Genomic DNA, 15204 nt, shown 5'->3' with positions numbered 1-15204 from the left:
CTTTCTTGATAGTTGACCTTCATAAAATATCCCTTATTTTTCTGGCATTGTAGCACTTATTTGGCAAAATGGTATTACTATCCGTTTATTGCAGAAGGAAAAATATTGCCCCACTGTGCAGAATTATCGGGTTTTTCAAAAGAAGCGGTAAAGTTGAAAAATGGTTGCGAGATTCCATGCGATTTAGTCGTTCTATCTTTGGGTGCGCAAACGCCGATTTTTCCATTTTTGCCTGATAAATATCGAAAAATGTTGGAAACCGAACCCGATGGCGTGCAGTTATATCGCCACTTGCTTCATCCTCGCATTCCTGGCATTGCCTTTGCCGGATTCAATCATGGATTTATGCACGTGGCAGGTGTCGAGGTCGCCGCACAATGGCTGTGTGCTTACTTGCGCGGTGAACTTGAGTTACCTTCCAGCGAGAATATGGAAAAAAGTATTGAATATATCCGCCAGTGGAAACGCGCAAATATTCCATTTGAACCTTCGCGCTCCTGTGGCAGCAACGCTCGCTTTCAACAATATATTGACATCCTGCTTAAAGATCTGGGTGTTTCTCCTTATCGAAAATTGCCTAACATTTTCGCTGAGATATTCGGCAGATATGAAGCATCAGATTATCTTGGGGTATCGGAAGAATTTAATCACAAAAAGAAAAGTCGCTCTACTCCACTACACCCTCTGCCGTTGGATACATGATTGCTTCCAAAGCTTACCAGGGGTCAATTGAACTCAATTCCGGTTGCACCGGAATTATTGTTGATTGTTGACTGTTAACGGGCGGGCCGAAAAACTGAATGATAGTTGAGTATTGACTGTTGATTCGATTTTACAATTCGATTCCAACCAAACTAACCCGGTTACAATTAATACTGTAAAAAATGTGAAAACTGAGCGCATCATCGTTGTTGGCAGTTTAAACTTTACTAAACATATTATTAACCGAATTTGGGGGCGTTGCTTGGATAGTACCAGTTTCAAAAACGGTTGCTAATTTTGGGGGGACGGGGGATGCTGCTTCTTTGGCGGCAAGAGCGTCTCAAATCGCTGAAATCGAGGTGGTATCTTCGCTAGCAGGACGCACCCAACTGTTAGCAAAAACAGCGGGGGCGGCGCTACTTATGCGAAAATTGTTACGGCTAGGGAACTGGGACTTCCGGTGGTGATGGTGCAGCGGCCGCCGATTCCCCATGTCGATCGGGTTGCTGATGTTGAAGGGGCAATTTGTTGGCTAATTCAGCAGTTGAGTTCCCTAAAATGAGTGTCACTCAAATAAGCGACTGGTAGAAAATTTTTAAAATAGTTAAAGTAAATATAAGTGATTAAGGGAGAGCGATCGCGCTCTTAGATTTGGCCATCCCACTTCGAGGGCAATTTCGCTCGCACGATTTGCGATCGCTACTAGCAATTTAAGGAACTAAAACAATGGTTATTACTGGAACTGAAGAAGCAGACAGCTTGAGAGGCACCATAGAAAGCGATGTCATCTATGGGTTGGCAGGGGATGATTCTCTAGTAGGCTTGGGCGGCAACGACTTTTTGTACGGTGGCGAAGATAACGATACAGTCTATGGGGGTTTTGGCGACGACCAACTATTTGGTGAAAATGGCGATGATTTTCTCGACGGCGGCTATGGATACGACCAATTAAATGGGGGTAGCGGTAACGACGAACTGCGGGGCGGGTATGCGGATGACATCCTAATTGGAGGTAGCGGAAACGATAAATTAGACGGCGAGTTTGGAGATGATTTTCTCATCGGCGGCACGGGAAATGATTCTCTTTACGGCGGCGATGGAAACGACATCTTAAGTGATAGTGGCGTAGGTCGCGATGGCAGCGACTCTTTAAACGGCGGTGCCGGAAATGACCGAATAATTGCTTACGGTTACGGGACGGAAATTGATGCAGATACGCTGATGGGCGGGACAGGATTGGATACCTTCGTTCTCGGTGTGCCCGGTCAGGCTTTCTACAATGTTGGCGGCGATTCTGACTACGCATTAATTACTGATTATCTGCCCTTGAAAGACACAATTCAACTGCAAGGAAGTGCGTCTAACTACCTTTTAGATGGCTCTCCAATTGAGGGAATTTCTGGCACTGCTATTTACCGCGAAGAAAATTCAAATTACGAGCTAATTGCCATTTTGCAGGACATATCTTTAACTCAGAGCGGTCTAGGTTTGTTCACTTACGTGTAGGCGACACTTCTCAAAAAGAAGTGGTAGGTGGTATGTGGAATAGACTAAGTATCCAACCTAAAACCTAAAAGCTAGATAGAGTGCTATCCAGTCCCCCCCTGCTTAAGGGGGGGATTACTTGTTATTTTGAGGTTTATTTAAAGAATTAAGATGATTGTTCATATCCTGCAAATCTCTTTTGAGAACCGGATACTCCGAAGTTGCTAATAGCGGCTCTTTTTTATCGGTAACTGTTTTTGCTAGTGGCAAAACGCGGTAGTTTAATTTGTTGTTCAAGCTGTAGCGGTGCACCCAAGTAGGATGTGTTTTTACCTCTGTAATTTCTGTGGTTTTTTCGGGAAATTTTTTGCGAATATTTACTTGCAAAATTACGCCTAAGTCTGTATATTTTTTATTCTGACCGGAAATGAAGTTTCCCATTGAATAAATTGCTACAGCTTTGCGGCTTTTCCCATTTTGGCCGGGAAAATTAAAAATTTTGTAAGGTTGGACGACGTGGGGATGGCTGCCGAGAATGATGTCTGCACCGGCTTTTAAGAGGTTTTCCACTAATTGTTTTTGTTCGCTGTTTGGCTGTCGCTGATATTCGTTGCCAAAATGCAGGGAAATTGCGATAATATCTGCTCCTTGTTTTCGGGCTTTGGCAATGTCTTTGATTATCTTTTTTTCGTCTATTAGGGAAACTAAGTAATCTTTGCCTTTGGGTATGGGAATGCCGTTGGTGCCGTAGGTGTAGGCTAGCATGGCTAGTGAAATGTTGTTTTTGGTGCTGATTAAAGTACGATCGCCCGCAGCTTTCGATTCGGCTGTTCCTGTGGACGCAATTTTGCGATCGCTCAGATTGGCGATCGTCCTAATTACCCCTTTTTCTCCACGGTCTAAAGCATGATTGTTGGCGGTTGTCAAGATATTAAATCCGGCTTTTTTAGCCGCATCCGCTAATTGAGCCGGTGCGTTAAATAGCGGATATCCCGTATATCCGCCCGCATCTTCCCCCGCTAAAGGTGTTTCGAGATTTCCCGTTACCCAATCGCCTGTTGATAGGATACTTTTAACTGGTGCGAAGAAACTGTCAAAATTGTATGTTTTCTTTTTTGCGTCGTAGCCCGATCGCGTTTGGGTACTGTGCATCATGATGTCGCCGACAGCAATTAGTGTTGCTTCTTTAATCTCAGACTTTGGTTGGGCGGGAACAGGGGTTGCTATTGGCGATGGCGTCCCGCCCCGCAAGCTACGACTTTCTTTCGGCTGTGTGTTGGTTTTTGGCGTTTGGATATTGCAGCTTGCGATCGAAAGCATGGCAATTACCGAGAGCAACCGACGAAAATTCATGATTTTTGAGAGTGATTTGTCGGCTTATATGGTATCATAATTAAAACTTAAGTCAATAACATAAGTTTGTCATTGCAAACCGTAGTGAAGCAATCGCAGCATCTATTTTTACTTGGTTCTACGTAAGTCCCGATCGCTAAATTAGTTGGTATTAAATAAATGACTAAAAAATATCTAATTATTGCCTTTATTGTTTTTGTATCAATTACGGGTATTGGTGTTCTGACTTACGCTCAAAGTTCGGGCGATTCTGTCCGGGATAGCTTCGTTTCACAACCTTTTGAATTTGCCTTGATTGGCGATTTGCCCTACAGTGCCGAACAGGAAGCAAAATTTCCGAATTTGATGGCAGATATCAATCGATCGCCCGCAGCGTTTGTTGTCCACGACGGCGACATTAAAAACGGTTCTAGTGTCTGCGATGATGCAACTTTTGTCAGCCGCAAGCAGTTATTTGACAAATTTGAGATGCCGTTTATTCTTGTTTATGGCGATAATGAATGGACGGATTGCCACCGTTCAAATAACGGCAGTTACGATCCAGTAGAAAGACTGGCTAAACTGCGAGAAATCTTCAGCCAGGGCAATCAAAGTTTGGGAAAGCGCACCTTAACTCTCACCCGTCAAAGCGAAAACCCGCAGTTTGCTAAATTCCCCGAAAATGTTCGCTGGATTTATCATGGCGTTGTGTTTTTCGCGATTAATATGCCGGGAAGCAACAACAATTTTGGGCGCACTCCCGAAGGAGATGCAGAATATGCCGATCGCAATTGGGCTAACTTAGCCTGGATCGAAGAATGTTTTGCTTTAGCCAAACGCAGCAACAGCAAAGGAATTGTGTTAGTTGCACAGGCCAATCCGGGATTTGAATTCGAGCCGACGGACAAAAGAAGAAGCGGCTACAACGATTTTATCGCAACTCTGGAAACAGAAACACGCAATTTCCCAGGGCAGGTTGTATTCGTCCACGGCGATACTCACTATTTCCGCATCGATAAACCTTTACCCCGTTTTACCGATGAGACTCAATTACCGAGAATGAAAAATTTTACTAGAGTTGAAACTTTTGGTTCTCCCAACGTGCATTGGTTGCGGGCTTCTTATGACCCAGAAAATCCTAATTTGTTTGAGTTTAAGCAGCAGATTGTTCCGGAAAATTAGGCTATATAGCAATCCTAAATGATTCTACTCGTTACCAGGCTCTGCCTGGTAACGAGTAAACTGCCCGAAACTAAACCGGCTAGCGAATACATTGAGGGGGATATTATCCAAAAACCGCTGCCGAAAATAAAGCACAGCCGATTGCAATTAAGAACCTGCCACGAAATTAATCAGGTGACGGAAACCCCAAAGATAGCTTATGCGTTTCTAGAGTTGCGGTGTACGTTTGGCGGTCGATCGATTGTTCCAGATATTGCGGTACTATTGTCGAAATTCAATTTGATGAGAGCGGTGAACCAGTAGATGATGTGCTAATTGCACCGTATTGGGCGATCGAAATTCTCTCGCCACAGCAAAGCTCAAATCGCGTAACTAGAAAAATTATTCACTGTCTGCAACATAATTGTCAGTTGGGGTGGCTAATCGATCCAGACGATCGATTTTAGCGTTTCTGGCGAACCAACAACCGCAATTATGCGAAGGTAGCGATGTCCTTCCCGTGCCCGAAAAGATTCCCCTGAATATCACCGCCGAACAGGTGTTTAGCTGGTTGAGAATGCAAGAATGAATCAGGGCGATAGTCTTTTTTTACATCATATCGTTTCCGGTTACACCGGAATGATGTTGACGGTTGACTGTTGACGGTTGACTGTTCACGGCGTCAACAGTCAACCGTCAACAGTCAACTCGAATTTACTATTGCGATGCTAACGGATTTGATATCACATCCGGTTTTAAATCTCCTTTTTTTTAAAGTCTCGCGTTGCGCAGAGGCAAGGCAAGTGTAGTTGCGGTTTCAACCGCCGAACGATCGTAGGGGCGGGTTTCACCGACAATAATTATTAATAATCGACAATATAGTAAACCCGCCCCCACCCAACGGTAAATTCCCATATATTTTTTTATGCTGCGATCGAAATCAAGGTTGATGTAGGTTATTGGTGGTGTGGGGGCGGGCTTATATAGATTGTTTGTACTCGTTATATATTGTCTGTAAAACCCGCCCCTACGAAATTCCCTATTTCCGCCACCTGTCAAATTGGTCTTCGGAACAGCCATTAATAAATTGATTGCTGACCCAACCGTCAAGGATTGTCAAAGTTTCATTAGGAGGATTACCCGAAAATCTAGCCGCAATTTTCACCCAATTACCTTGTCTGCTGAGGGCCCTAACTCCGTCTCCCCTTTTCAATTTAGCAACAACCGGGTACTTATTGCCTGGGCCTTTACGAATGTTAACAGCGCCACCTTCACCTGTAATAAACGAGCATTGAGTTTGCTTTTTTAAAGCTTCGGCTTTTTTGGGAGCAAGACTTTGCTGCTTGCCGAAAACAGGAAAGCTGTAAAGTGAGAAGCTAAAAGTTGCAACGACTGCTGCAATAAAAAAGGCTTTTGATTGAGTAAAAATTAGCATTATTTCATTTCCTTGGATTGACCGAACTGAAGTTTTGACTGTGATTTTTTTGAGCAGGGCTTCAGTCCTTACTACTAACTGTTATTTGACAGAGGCAAACCATTCGGTAACACCTTGGGCAATCGCCTCGGCTAACTTCTTCTGTTCTGTCGGATTCACAATCCATTCAAACTCTTCGGGATTGATCATAAATCCCAATTCCATTAAAACAGATGGAGCAACGGCAGGACGAGTCATGGCTAAGTTGTTCCAGAATACACCATAGCTCGGACGGTTCAACTTGGCAACTAAATAATTGTGCAAAAACATTGCCAAACTGTGGGCTTGCGGGTGAAACCAGAAAGCGCCGACACCTTTAGTATTAATCGCATCGCCGTTATCCGGCAAAGCATTGTAGTGAATTGAAATTGCGATCGCAGGTTCTTCTTTTTGAATCATTTCCACCCTCGGCGGCAAATCCAAATCGACATCTTCCACCCGGGTCATTACCACATTCGCGCCCCGATTTACCAATTCCTCTCGCACCAATTTAGACACCGTTAAAGCTACTGTTTTTTCCCTAATTCCCGCTGGACCCACAGCACCTGAATCCTCCGGGCCGCCGTGTCCCGCATCGATGAGAATCTTAATTCCCGCCAGCGGTTTTGCTTGCGACACAGGCATCATGCTTGTATTCGCAGGCGGGTGTTTTAAAGACAGGACTAAAGTGGTGCCGTCGTATCTCAATTTATAGCCCCACTGCTGGGCAGATTTGAGATTAAAAGTATATTGTACTTGCAGCGGCGATATTTGTTGCCATGCCAAACGCGAAATTACCGGGTCATCGTCGAGGCGAATAATGTCAGTTTGAGCGGTGGTATTGTACAGCGTTAAAGTGAAAGTGCGTTCTCCTTCCTGCACGGTGACTGGGACGGGTATTTCTAAGGGAAATAAGACCTCTGTCCAGCCGGAAACTTGACGCGATCGCGCGCTGCGAATAATCGATCGCGGAGGCACTGCATCCTTGACAACTTGCACTTCCGATGATTTAATCCAAGCACCGTAATCTAGGCGAATCCATTCTCCCTCCCGGCCGATAACTGTTGCTCGCGTGCCCTTCGGCAGCGGTGTCATCCGAGAAAAATCCGTACTCGCCCCGGTTCTGGCAACGCCCGGATCTGCTGTGACTTCTGCTATTTCTAAGTCAGCGGGAGAAAGAATAGAAATCTTGCCAGTACCTTGTTGGCTGATAGTTCGATCGTTCATTGTTAGCTCAAACGAGGGTACGCCTAAATCCACTTTTTCTCCCTTAGATGAGAGGGAGTTTTCAGGGGTTTTCCCGCAGCCTTGATACTGTTGGCTGCCGCCTTTTTGGATCGGGGAGTTTTCACCTAACAGTACAGATTTGTTGTCGGGTAGTTCGACTTGCGATCGCACTTTTAAAGGAATAGTAACGCCCGCCAATTTTACCGAAACTTGAGCATTGGCTGGTGCGATCGCCCCAAAGCAAATATATTCCCCCGGCAAACTCGCCACATCGCCTTTGGGCCTCAGGGAATCTTTAGCAAAAGCCAATCCTACAGGGGCTTCCGGCTGATTTGACTGGCGCGTCACCTTAATTTTGACTTCCTGATTTTCGTAACGCAAGGTAAAGACATTTTCGCCGAGTTGCAGGGGAAAAGTCGGCGCGAAATGGCCGGCGGCGGTGCGCGAAATTTGGTTGCCATTTACCGATACTTGTCCAGGTGGGGGCGCTGTGCCGATTAAAAAGATGCGATCGGCTGTAGTTTTGTGGTTGGTGGGAGGATAAGCGAGGAACAAAGGTTGAGCGGCGACAGCCACAGAGGCGATCGCCACGATCAGCCCAAACACAACTAATCCTAAAAATTTTCTCATTCTAAATCGCAACTAATTGAGAGCCTGTTGGTTATTTATACTAGGACTTGCGCTCAGAAATCCGGGATAAATCTGGGAATAAATCGGGTTTCTGAGGATTAGCCGTAAGTCCTATTTACTATACAGGGCTCATTTTATCAGGTTTGTAGTTGCCATTGAGCGAGCTGCCACATAAATTCCCGCGTAAAACCATTAAGTTTTAATTAATTCCGAAGTTGTTCTCCACAGTAGATCCAACCGATTCGCCGGCATCGTCAAATACAAAACATCCCCCGCACTCAGACAACAATTCAGCAAATCCCAGCCGTGAATAGTTTGACACTTAGTTTCCGCATAAAGAGGCACAAAATCAGCAGACTTAGCAGCATCTTGAATGCGGTGGCCGCAGAAAGGATGTTTTGGGGTAATCAATGTTGCCAAGCAAACCCATAGACTATCAGCAGTCATTCCGTTGCCCAAAATTCTGCCTCCAATCGCCGCCGCCGCGAAAGCAGGAGCAGCCAATTCCGTCGGGTTCAAAACTCCTTCAAACTCAAAAACTTCCTGCACCATCAAAGCAAAATGTGGGTCTTGATTGCGGACAATAACTGATAGTTTAGGTGCCAATCCTTTAGCGGTTAAAGCAATTTCGACATTAGACATATCGCTGCTAGTCACAGCCAAAAGTGCTGCCGCTTGCTTAATATTAGCAGCTTCCAGAGTTGCGGCCAAACTGGCACTTCCCTGAATTACCGGAATTTTCATTGAGCGAGCCGTGCTTAGAAACCGGCAGTTCGGATCTTGCTCGATCGCCACAATATCGTAACCGTTAGTGTGCAATTCTTTAGCAATTTGGATACCCATTCCTCCGAGCCCGCAAATAATGTAATGATTGCGCTGCGGAACTCGCGCCACATCCCAATATTCGGTAAAGCGAGTTCCCAATACATAATCGTTGAGGAGTGCGTAGCAGATGCCGATGATGCCGGCTCCAACTAACATCATCACAACTGTAAATAGTTTAATGCTGTCGGGAGCTTGTTCTGCCACTTTTTCATGGCCTCCGGCTCCGGTAATCATCCCTACTGAAAAATAGAGAGAATCGACAATTGAGATCTGCTCGTCAACAGAAATATAGGTAGCAGTAGCAACAGCAATCATTGACAGCAGCGTCAGTACAACAATTACTGCTGCTTGGCTGTGCTGCTGAAATCTGTGCAGCCTAGTTAATATTTTGAGCAGTTTTTGAGTTAAAGTTTTTTGGGGACTGTGGATAGTCGGCTGAGTGGCAACAATTAGCCGATCGCCCTGCTGACACTGCCGATCGGCAAGCACCGCCGATACTAAATCAGTTTTGTTAGCAGCCGGGAGATAATAAATCAACATTCGCGATCGATCGTCCCACAATTCGCTGAGTTTTCGATTTTTCCAAGGATGTGTTTCATCGATATATTCTTCGTGAATCGGCCAAGTGCGATCGAACAAACGCAACTGTCCTATCGCCTGACTTCCGAGAGCCGCAAAAGCAAAAACCGGAGCCGCCAACGATGAAACGCTCATGGAAGTGTGCTCGGGCAAAGTGTGGTCAATTCTGTCGCCCAAGCTAGTATTGAACAATCTGTTGATAATGCGAATCTGAGGATTGAGAATCCTCGCCTGCATCAAAACTGCCAAATTCACAGCATCATCGTCTCCTGTAATTACTAAAGTGTGAGCGTTTTGAATGCCAGCCGCCAACAAGGTAGAAGCTGCTTGCAAATTGCCGACAACCACCTCAGAAGTTTCGCCGCGAATTGGGCGATCGCTAATACCAACCACAATCGCTCCTTGCTGTCTCAACAAACAAAAAATCTTGTATCCCGTGTGGCCCAACCCGCAAACAATGATTCGAGGTTTCATAAAAATTTATTTGCCCGCCGATTTCCGAGCTGTGCTTTGTAGTTTTACTTACCATTGTTGACTGCTCTGGCTTTGAAGAATGTAGCTAAAAACACTATCTAGGATGCTTGTGCCGCAGTCGTCTCGAAGTTTTGGAACAAGGAAAGGACAGTGCCGTGTCTCTACAGCCGCGTTCGCAAGTTTTGAAACAAGGACACAGCAGTGGGCTGTACCTAAAGATATGAGGTGCAACTAACCTAATTTAATATTTGAAAAATATCCGGGTGCGACAGCCAACCAGCAGAATCTCAATAAGTAGGGAGAGGACACTGCCCTGTCCCTACAACTATGACATCCGACATAAATTTAACTGCCTTAGCGGCAGGAGTGATTATGAAATTGACTGCGCCTTTATTAGCATCTGCTTTAGTTTTCGCCGGTACTGTCGCCTTTGCCAGCCAGGTGCAAGCAGCTCCAGCCAGCAACTCTTTGAATAACACTAAAACAACATTTCAGTGCGTTACTTCCGGTCGTAATATTGCCACAATTGCGCGGCGGGGAAATGTCACGACAGATCCAATGATTATTTGGAAAACTACCGAGTTCGGCAGCGAATATACACCTTGGCAGCGCTGTCAAATTGTTTCCAATAGATTGACACAAGCTGTTGCCCAGAATGGCGGAAGATTGAGCAACTTGCAGTTAACAACAGGAATTATTAATAACTTACCAGTAGTTTGTTACGTGAACGGACGGGGGCGCTGCAACTCTCAAAATCTGCTGTTCACCCTAGACAAGCGAAATGCTAAAAATCCCGGTGATGCTTTAACGAGATTGATTAATTTTTCCCAAGACGGCGGCGGGCCAGTTACAACGCTCAGAGGCGGAAGTCAATCGTCTGCACCGCAGTTTGTTCCCTTTGGAGATATGGTCGATCGAGCTCTTAACTCTCCAAACAATAAACCGTCAGCTCCTGTAACAAAACCGCAGGGCGATCGAGGTATTTAATCTCCCATTCTACTCGTTATCTACTCGTTACCAGGCAGAGCCTGGTAACCAGTTAAAGTGAAGCGCGAGGCAGAGCAAGAGTGATATCGGTTCCCAGGCTCTGCCTAGGAACCAGTTAAACTTGCAATTTCTACTCGTTACCAGGCTCTACCTGGTAAAGCAGATCCGGAGGCTCTGCCTCCAATTTTCCTGAAAGCTGGCGAGGCAGAGCAAGAGTGATATCGGTTCCCAGGCTCTGCCTAGGAACCAGTTAAACTTGCAATTTCTACTCGTTACCAGGCTCTGCCTGGTAAAGCATATCTGGAGGCTCTGCCTCCTTTTTTCATGGAAGCGCGAGGCAGAGCAAGAGTGATATCGGTTCCCAGGCTCTGCCTAGGAACCAGTTAATTCATAGTTCGCAACCCCTTCAATTTTCTCATCAGTCAACTCGTACAACTCGCGCAACTGCTGCAACTTATCCGCATCCGGCTGCCAAAAACCCCGCCCGTTAGCCTCCAACATTCTGCCGACAATATTGCGAAAAGCTTCAGGATTTGCCTCCCGCAACTTCCGCGCCATCTCTTCATCCAAAGCATAAGTATCAGCCGCCTGATCGTAAACCCAACCATCAGTAAAATCAGCCGTTCCGCCCCAACCAATTAACGCCGTCATGCGCTGCGAAATTTCATAAGCGCCGCCAGAACCTTGATTTGCCATCGCGTTAGCCCACTTAGGATTTAGCAACTTAGTGCGATATTCCAAGCGCAGCAAATCTTCTAAATTGCGCGGAGTGGTATCCTGAGAAAAACTTTCTACAAAACTCGTGTTAACCTTTTTGCCGCGCTGCTTTTCTGCGGCTTTCTTCAAACCGCCAGTATTCGCATAATACTCTTGAATATCAGTCAAACCGTATTCAACCGAATCAATTTCTTGAATTATGCGATCGCACTTTTGCAACAACTGAGTCAAAACCTCCGGTCTCGCTTCCCCCTTATCCTTCCTCCCGTAACTAAAAACATTGCGACTTTCCCAAGTTTTCCCCAACTCATCCCCCGATTCCCAACTGCCATCAACAACCCTATCATTAACCAAAGAACCAAAATCCCCAGCCGGATTAGAAAACAACCTTGCCGAATAATTCTGCACACCTTGTCCCTGCAAAATTAAAGCGTGTTTGCGAATAAAATTCTCCGATTCCGGTTCATCAGCATCTGCCGCCCGCACGAACAAATCATCCAACAACTCAATAATATTCACAAAGCTATCTCGAAAAATCCCAGAAAGATTTCCCAACACATCAATCCGGGGATGACCGACATCAGCTAACGGTTTTAACTCATAGCGAACAATGCGTCCCGTACCTTCTTTAAGAGGTTCAGCACCCACCAATTCCAGCAGAATTCCAATAGACTCGCCCCGCGTTTTAATCGCATCCAAACCCCACAGCATCACCGCCACAGTCTCAGGATAATTCCCATGTTCCTCAACGTGCTTCTCAATAATTTTCCGAGCAATTTCGCGCCCCCTTTCATAAGCAGCCGGAGAAGGCATCCGATAAGGGTCTAAAGCGTGAATATTCCTGCCAGTTGGCAACACCCCAGCCCCATCCCGCAACAAATCCCCACCCGGTGCAGGCAGAATATATTCCCCATTCAAACCCCGCAAAAGATTAGTCAACTCATCCGTCGTTTGCGACAACAAATCCCGCACCAACAAACCCTCCTCAAAAACCCCACCAAACCCATCTTGTGGCACAGGCATCTTGCCTGTGCTTGCTTGCGAAACAATTGTTTTCACCTGTTCCTGTGATAACCTATCCCCAAAATAAGCCTCAAGATAAGAAGTCATTTCCTCAGAACTAGGCGGTTCTCCGAGAACGTGCAAACCAGAAGAAAACAAGCGACATTCCACCACCTGCAAATACTCGTAAAGCTTCACCAGATAGCGGTTAAAAGCATCAGCACTGAACATTCCCACATTCTCAAAACTAAAAGCAATCCCCAACTTTCGAGCCTCATCAAACGGACAATCAGCCTCCAAACCGCTCTCTAAAACTTTCTTGCAAATAGCCTCTTTCAGCACATAATTTTTTGCAGTATCTTCTCGATATTCCGCAATCAAATCCCGCAAAGCCATCAATTCCTTGTACAAGCCAGCGCGGCCGTAGGGAGGCACGTTGTGAGAAATCAAAACACCGTAACCGCGCCGTTTTGCCAACATCGATTCCGAGGGATTGTTAGCAGCATAGATATAAAGATTCGGCAAACTTCCCAACAAAATATCCGACCAAGAATAGCCAGTATTTCCCAGAGGAGAACCCGGCAACCATTCAACAGTGCCGTGCATTCCGAAGTGAACCACAGCATCAGCTTGCAAATCATTTTGCAGCCACTTGTAAAAAGCAGCATATTGAGGGTGAGGCGTCAAATCGCGATCGAACATCAAGCGCATCGGATCGCCCGAAATTCCCAGCGGCGGCTGCAAACCTATCCAAACATTCCCCAGTTGAATGCCACCGATATGGAACTCATCGCCGTCAGTCTTAATCCCAGTACCAGTCAAAGATTTCCACTGTTTTTCAATACGACTTGTTGACAAATACCCCAGCCACTTCTCCAGAGTTTTAACATTAACAGTATTGCCAAACCCTCCCCTCCCATCTGCGTTCATCCGCGTTAATCCGCCCCCATCTGCGGTTGCAGCATCATCCGCCTCCTTCACCCTGCGAATTAACTCCTCCCCGTCAGCCGGAATTTCTCCAACTGTATAACCTGCGGCTTGAAGTTTGTGCAGGAAATTTAGCAGAGATTTCGGTACATTTAATAAAGCAGCCGTACCCGCCGCCCCGTAACCGGGAGGAAACCCGTAGAGAATAATCGCAATTTTCCTTTCAAATGGCGGAGTTCGACCGAGTTTCACCCAATTGTTAATTCTACTTGTCAGGCGTTTCGCGCGATCGGGCACCAGATAAATATCCTCACCCACCAAACCGCCCAGAGGAACAGGATCGATCGCGCCATCCAACTCAGGCAAAGCATACAATACCACACTTTGCAAACCTCCAATCCCCTGACGAGTCCAAGAATGGATATCCTGAATCAGCAGAGGTGCGGACACAAAATAAGGTACATTTTTAGCAGTTAAAATGCGCTTAGCAACTTCCACCTGCCGTCCACCCTCCATCGAACCAGCAGGCCCGCCAACCAAAGGAAAGCCAATAGTAGAAACAATCGCATCAACTTCCACAGCATCTTTAGAAAGCGAAAGAGTTTCAATATTGCCTTGTTTTCGGCGCGCAGTTTCATCAGCAGTCGTCATCCAATCCCGCACCGCCACATGGCCCTCAACGCCATTGATAAAAATCGGCAAAGGCACAATTCCCGCATCTTCAAAATAGCGAATCAATTGAGGAATATAAGGCTGCTTGGTGATAACGTGCTTGCGGTAAAGCAAGATGCCCACAACAGGGGATTTTTCTCCCTCCGATTTTTGAGACCAATTGGTCTCAAATTTTGTGGGGTGGGCATCTTGCCCGCCCCTAGCACTTTGATTCCCGAGATACCAATCCAAATATTGCCGAGGCGATTCAAAATAACCCTTATAATCGGGATGCAATAAACCCATATTGGGAGTTTCCACAGGCGGCGGAATTTCTGCTACTTTCAGCCCCAAATACTTTTCGGCAATAATCCAAAACATCGAGACAACATTATCCGCACCGCCCGCATTCCAGTAACCATAAATAATCAGCCAGTTGCGCAAATCTTGCACTTTTTGCACAGGCACATATTTTAATAATTTCGGCCCCACCTTCAAAAAGCTGATATAACCGGCCAGCTTATCTTCTTCTCGCCCATTGCTGAACTTATCCAGAATAAACTTAACAGGTTTCGGCATTCCCTTGGGTTTGTCGCCAATTTTAAAAGCACCGATTTGAGTAAGACTCATCAATTCCAAAGCCGACTCAAAAACCAGGCGAATCGGAATATTTTGCACCCTTGGACGCAGCCACATTACCGCATCGTAATCAAACAGCAAACTCCCGAAAAACACATCAGCATTCAAGAGGGCAGCCGCTACAGCGTCCGGTTCCTCTGCGAGGGCGCGATCGCTAAAAACCCGCACTTCCAATCCCTGACACCCAGAAACAGCCAACTCGGCAGCTTTGCGGTACAAATCGGCATTAAAAGATTCAAACCCTGCAATTAAGACAATGCGTTTCACAACAAAACCTCGAAATATTTATTGATTGTAGCCTGTTTGAATTAGGTTATATTATATTAGATAGCATCCTCGGCGGGGGTGGGGCGGGTTTAGTAGATTTCTGGTGTTGTATTGCAGATGTTGTATTGCAGACCTTGGCGAAACCG

9 protein-coding genes and 2 pseudogenes are annotated in these 15204 nt (G+C 45.9%); 6 read left to right on the top strand and 5 right to left on the bottom strand.

Annotated elements, in window-relative coordinates; all coding sequences use genetic code 11:
* Nucleotides 1-60 precede the first annotated feature (60 nt).
* From QUB56_RS10525 to QUB56_RS10515, 3 genes and pseudogenes are all read left to right on the top strand, one after another.
* A complete protein-coding gene (locus QUB56_RS10525; RefSeq protein ID WP_332955091.1) occupies nucleotides 61-702 on the top strand; it encodes a hypothetical protein in 642 nt (213 codons plus the stop codon).
* 391 nt (nucleotides 703-1093) lie between these two features.
* Nucleotides 1094-1264, top strand: a pseudogene (locus QUB56_RS10520) (precorrin-6A/cobalt-precorrin-6A reductase); the annotation flags it as partial.
* 164 nt (nucleotides 1265-1428) lie between these two features.
* Nucleotides 1429-2208: a calcium-binding protein gene (locus QUB56_RS10515; RefSeq protein ID WP_332955090.1), complete on the top strand. Its 780-nt coding sequence runs from the start codon at nucleotides 1429-1431 to the stop codon at nucleotides 2206-2208.
* A 114-nt stretch (nucleotides 2209-2322) separates the two neighbouring features.
* On the opposite strand, the gene QUB56_RS10510 is transcribed toward QUB56_RS10515, so the two are convergent.
* The gene (locus QUB56_RS10510) at nucleotides 2323-3540 is read right to left on the bottom strand and encodes a CapA family protein (RefSeq protein ID WP_332955089.1); all 1218 of its coding nucleotides are present in this window, start codon (nucleotides 3538-3540) and stop codon (nucleotides 2323-2325) included.
* Nucleotides 3541-3699: 159 nt separating this feature from the next.
* On the opposite strand from QUB56_RS10510, the gene QUB56_RS10505 reads away from it, so the two are divergent.
* Both QUB56_RS10505 and QUB56_RS10500 read left to right on the top strand, forming a co-directional pair.
* Nucleotides 3700-4701 (top strand): hypothetical protein, encoded by a 1002-nt coding sequence (locus QUB56_RS10505; protein ID WP_332955088.1) that lies wholly within the window; start codon nucleotides 3700-3702, stop codon nucleotides 4699-4701.
* Between the two features lie 18 nt (nucleotides 4702-4719).
* A pseudogene (locus QUB56_RS10500) lies at nucleotides 4720-5269 on the top strand (Uma2 family endonuclease).
* 450 nt (nucleotides 5270-5719) lie between these two features.
* On the opposite strand, the gene QUB56_RS10495 reads toward QUB56_RS10500, so the two are convergent.
* From QUB56_RS10495 to QUB56_RS10485, 3 genes are all read right to left on the bottom strand, one after another.
* Nucleotides 5720-6115, bottom strand: coding sequence for an SH3 domain-containing protein (locus tag QUB56_RS10495; RefSeq protein ID WP_332955087.1), 396 nt, complete (start codon nucleotides 6113-6115; stop codon nucleotides 5720-5722).
* Nucleotides 6116-6196: 81 nt separating this feature from the next.
* A complete protein-coding gene (locus tag QUB56_RS10490) occupies nucleotides 6197-7990 on the bottom strand; it encodes an N-acetylmuramoyl-L-alanine amidase (protein WP_332955086.1) in 1794 nt (597 codons plus the stop codon).
* A 192-nt stretch (nucleotides 7991-8182) separates the two neighbouring features.
* Nucleotides 8183-9868, bottom strand: coding sequence for an NAD(P)-binding protein (locus tag QUB56_RS10485; protein WP_332955085.1), 1686 nt, complete (start codon nucleotides 9866-9868; stop codon nucleotides 8183-8185).
* A gap of 372 nt (nucleotides 9869-10240) precedes the next feature.
* On the opposite strand from QUB56_RS10485, the gene QUB56_RS10480 reads away from it, so the two are divergent.
* Complete coding sequence (locus QUB56_RS10480; RefSeq protein ID WP_332955084.1) at nucleotides 10241-10855, top strand: COP23 domain-containing protein; 615 nt, start codon at nucleotides 10241-10243, stop codon at nucleotides 10853-10855.
* Between the two features lie 372 nt (nucleotides 10856-11227).
* Here the strand turns inward: QUB56_RS10480 and bchH are convergent, their stop codons facing one another.
* Nucleotides 11228-15058 (bottom strand): magnesium chelatase subunit H, encoded by a 3831-nt coding sequence (gene bchH, locus QUB56_RS10475; RefSeq protein WP_332955083.1) that lies wholly within the window; start codon nucleotides 15056-15058, stop codon nucleotides 11228-11230.
* Between the last annotated feature and the right edge of the window lie 146 nt (nucleotides 15059-15204).

Source organism: Microcoleus sp. AR_TQ3_B6 (genome assembly GCF_036702785.1).
Classification (GTDB): domain Bacteria; phylum Cyanobacteriota; class Cyanobacteriia; order Cyanobacteriales; family Microcoleaceae; genus Microcoleus.
The sequence above is the reverse complement of the archived record's forward strand: the minus strand, read 5'-3'. Positions and strand labels throughout refer to the sequence as shown.

Bases quoted from the DNA above. Each gene is read 5' to 3' on its own strand.
- QUB56_RS10490 (WP_332955086.1), bottom strand. From the start codon at position 7,990: ATGAGAAAATTTTTAGGATTAGTTGTGTTTGGGCTGATCGTGGCGATC.
- QUB56_RS10510 (WP_332955089.1), bottom strand. From the start codon at position 3,540: ATGAATTTTCGTCGGTTGCTCTCGGTAATTGCCATGCTTTCGATCGCA.
- QUB56_RS10505 (WP_332955088.1), top strand. From the start codon at position 3,700: ATGACTAAAAAATATCTAATTATTGCCTTTATTGTTTTTGTATCAATT.
- QUB56_RS10480 (WP_332955084.1), top strand. From the start codon at position 10,241: ATGAAATTGACTGCGCCTTTATTAGCATCTGCTTTAGTTTTCGCCGGT.
- QUB56_RS10485 (WP_332955085.1), bottom strand. From the start codon at position 9,868: ATGAAACCTCGAATCATTGTTTGCGGGTTGGGCCACACGGGATACAAG.
- QUB56_RS10495 (WP_332955087.1), bottom strand. From the start codon at position 6,115: ATGCTAATTTTTACTCAATCAAAAGCCTTTTTTATTGCAGCAGTCGTT.
- QUB56_RS10515 (WP_332955090.1), top strand. From the start codon at position 1,429: ATGGTTATTACTGGAACTGAAGAAGCAGACAGCTTGAGAGGCACCATA.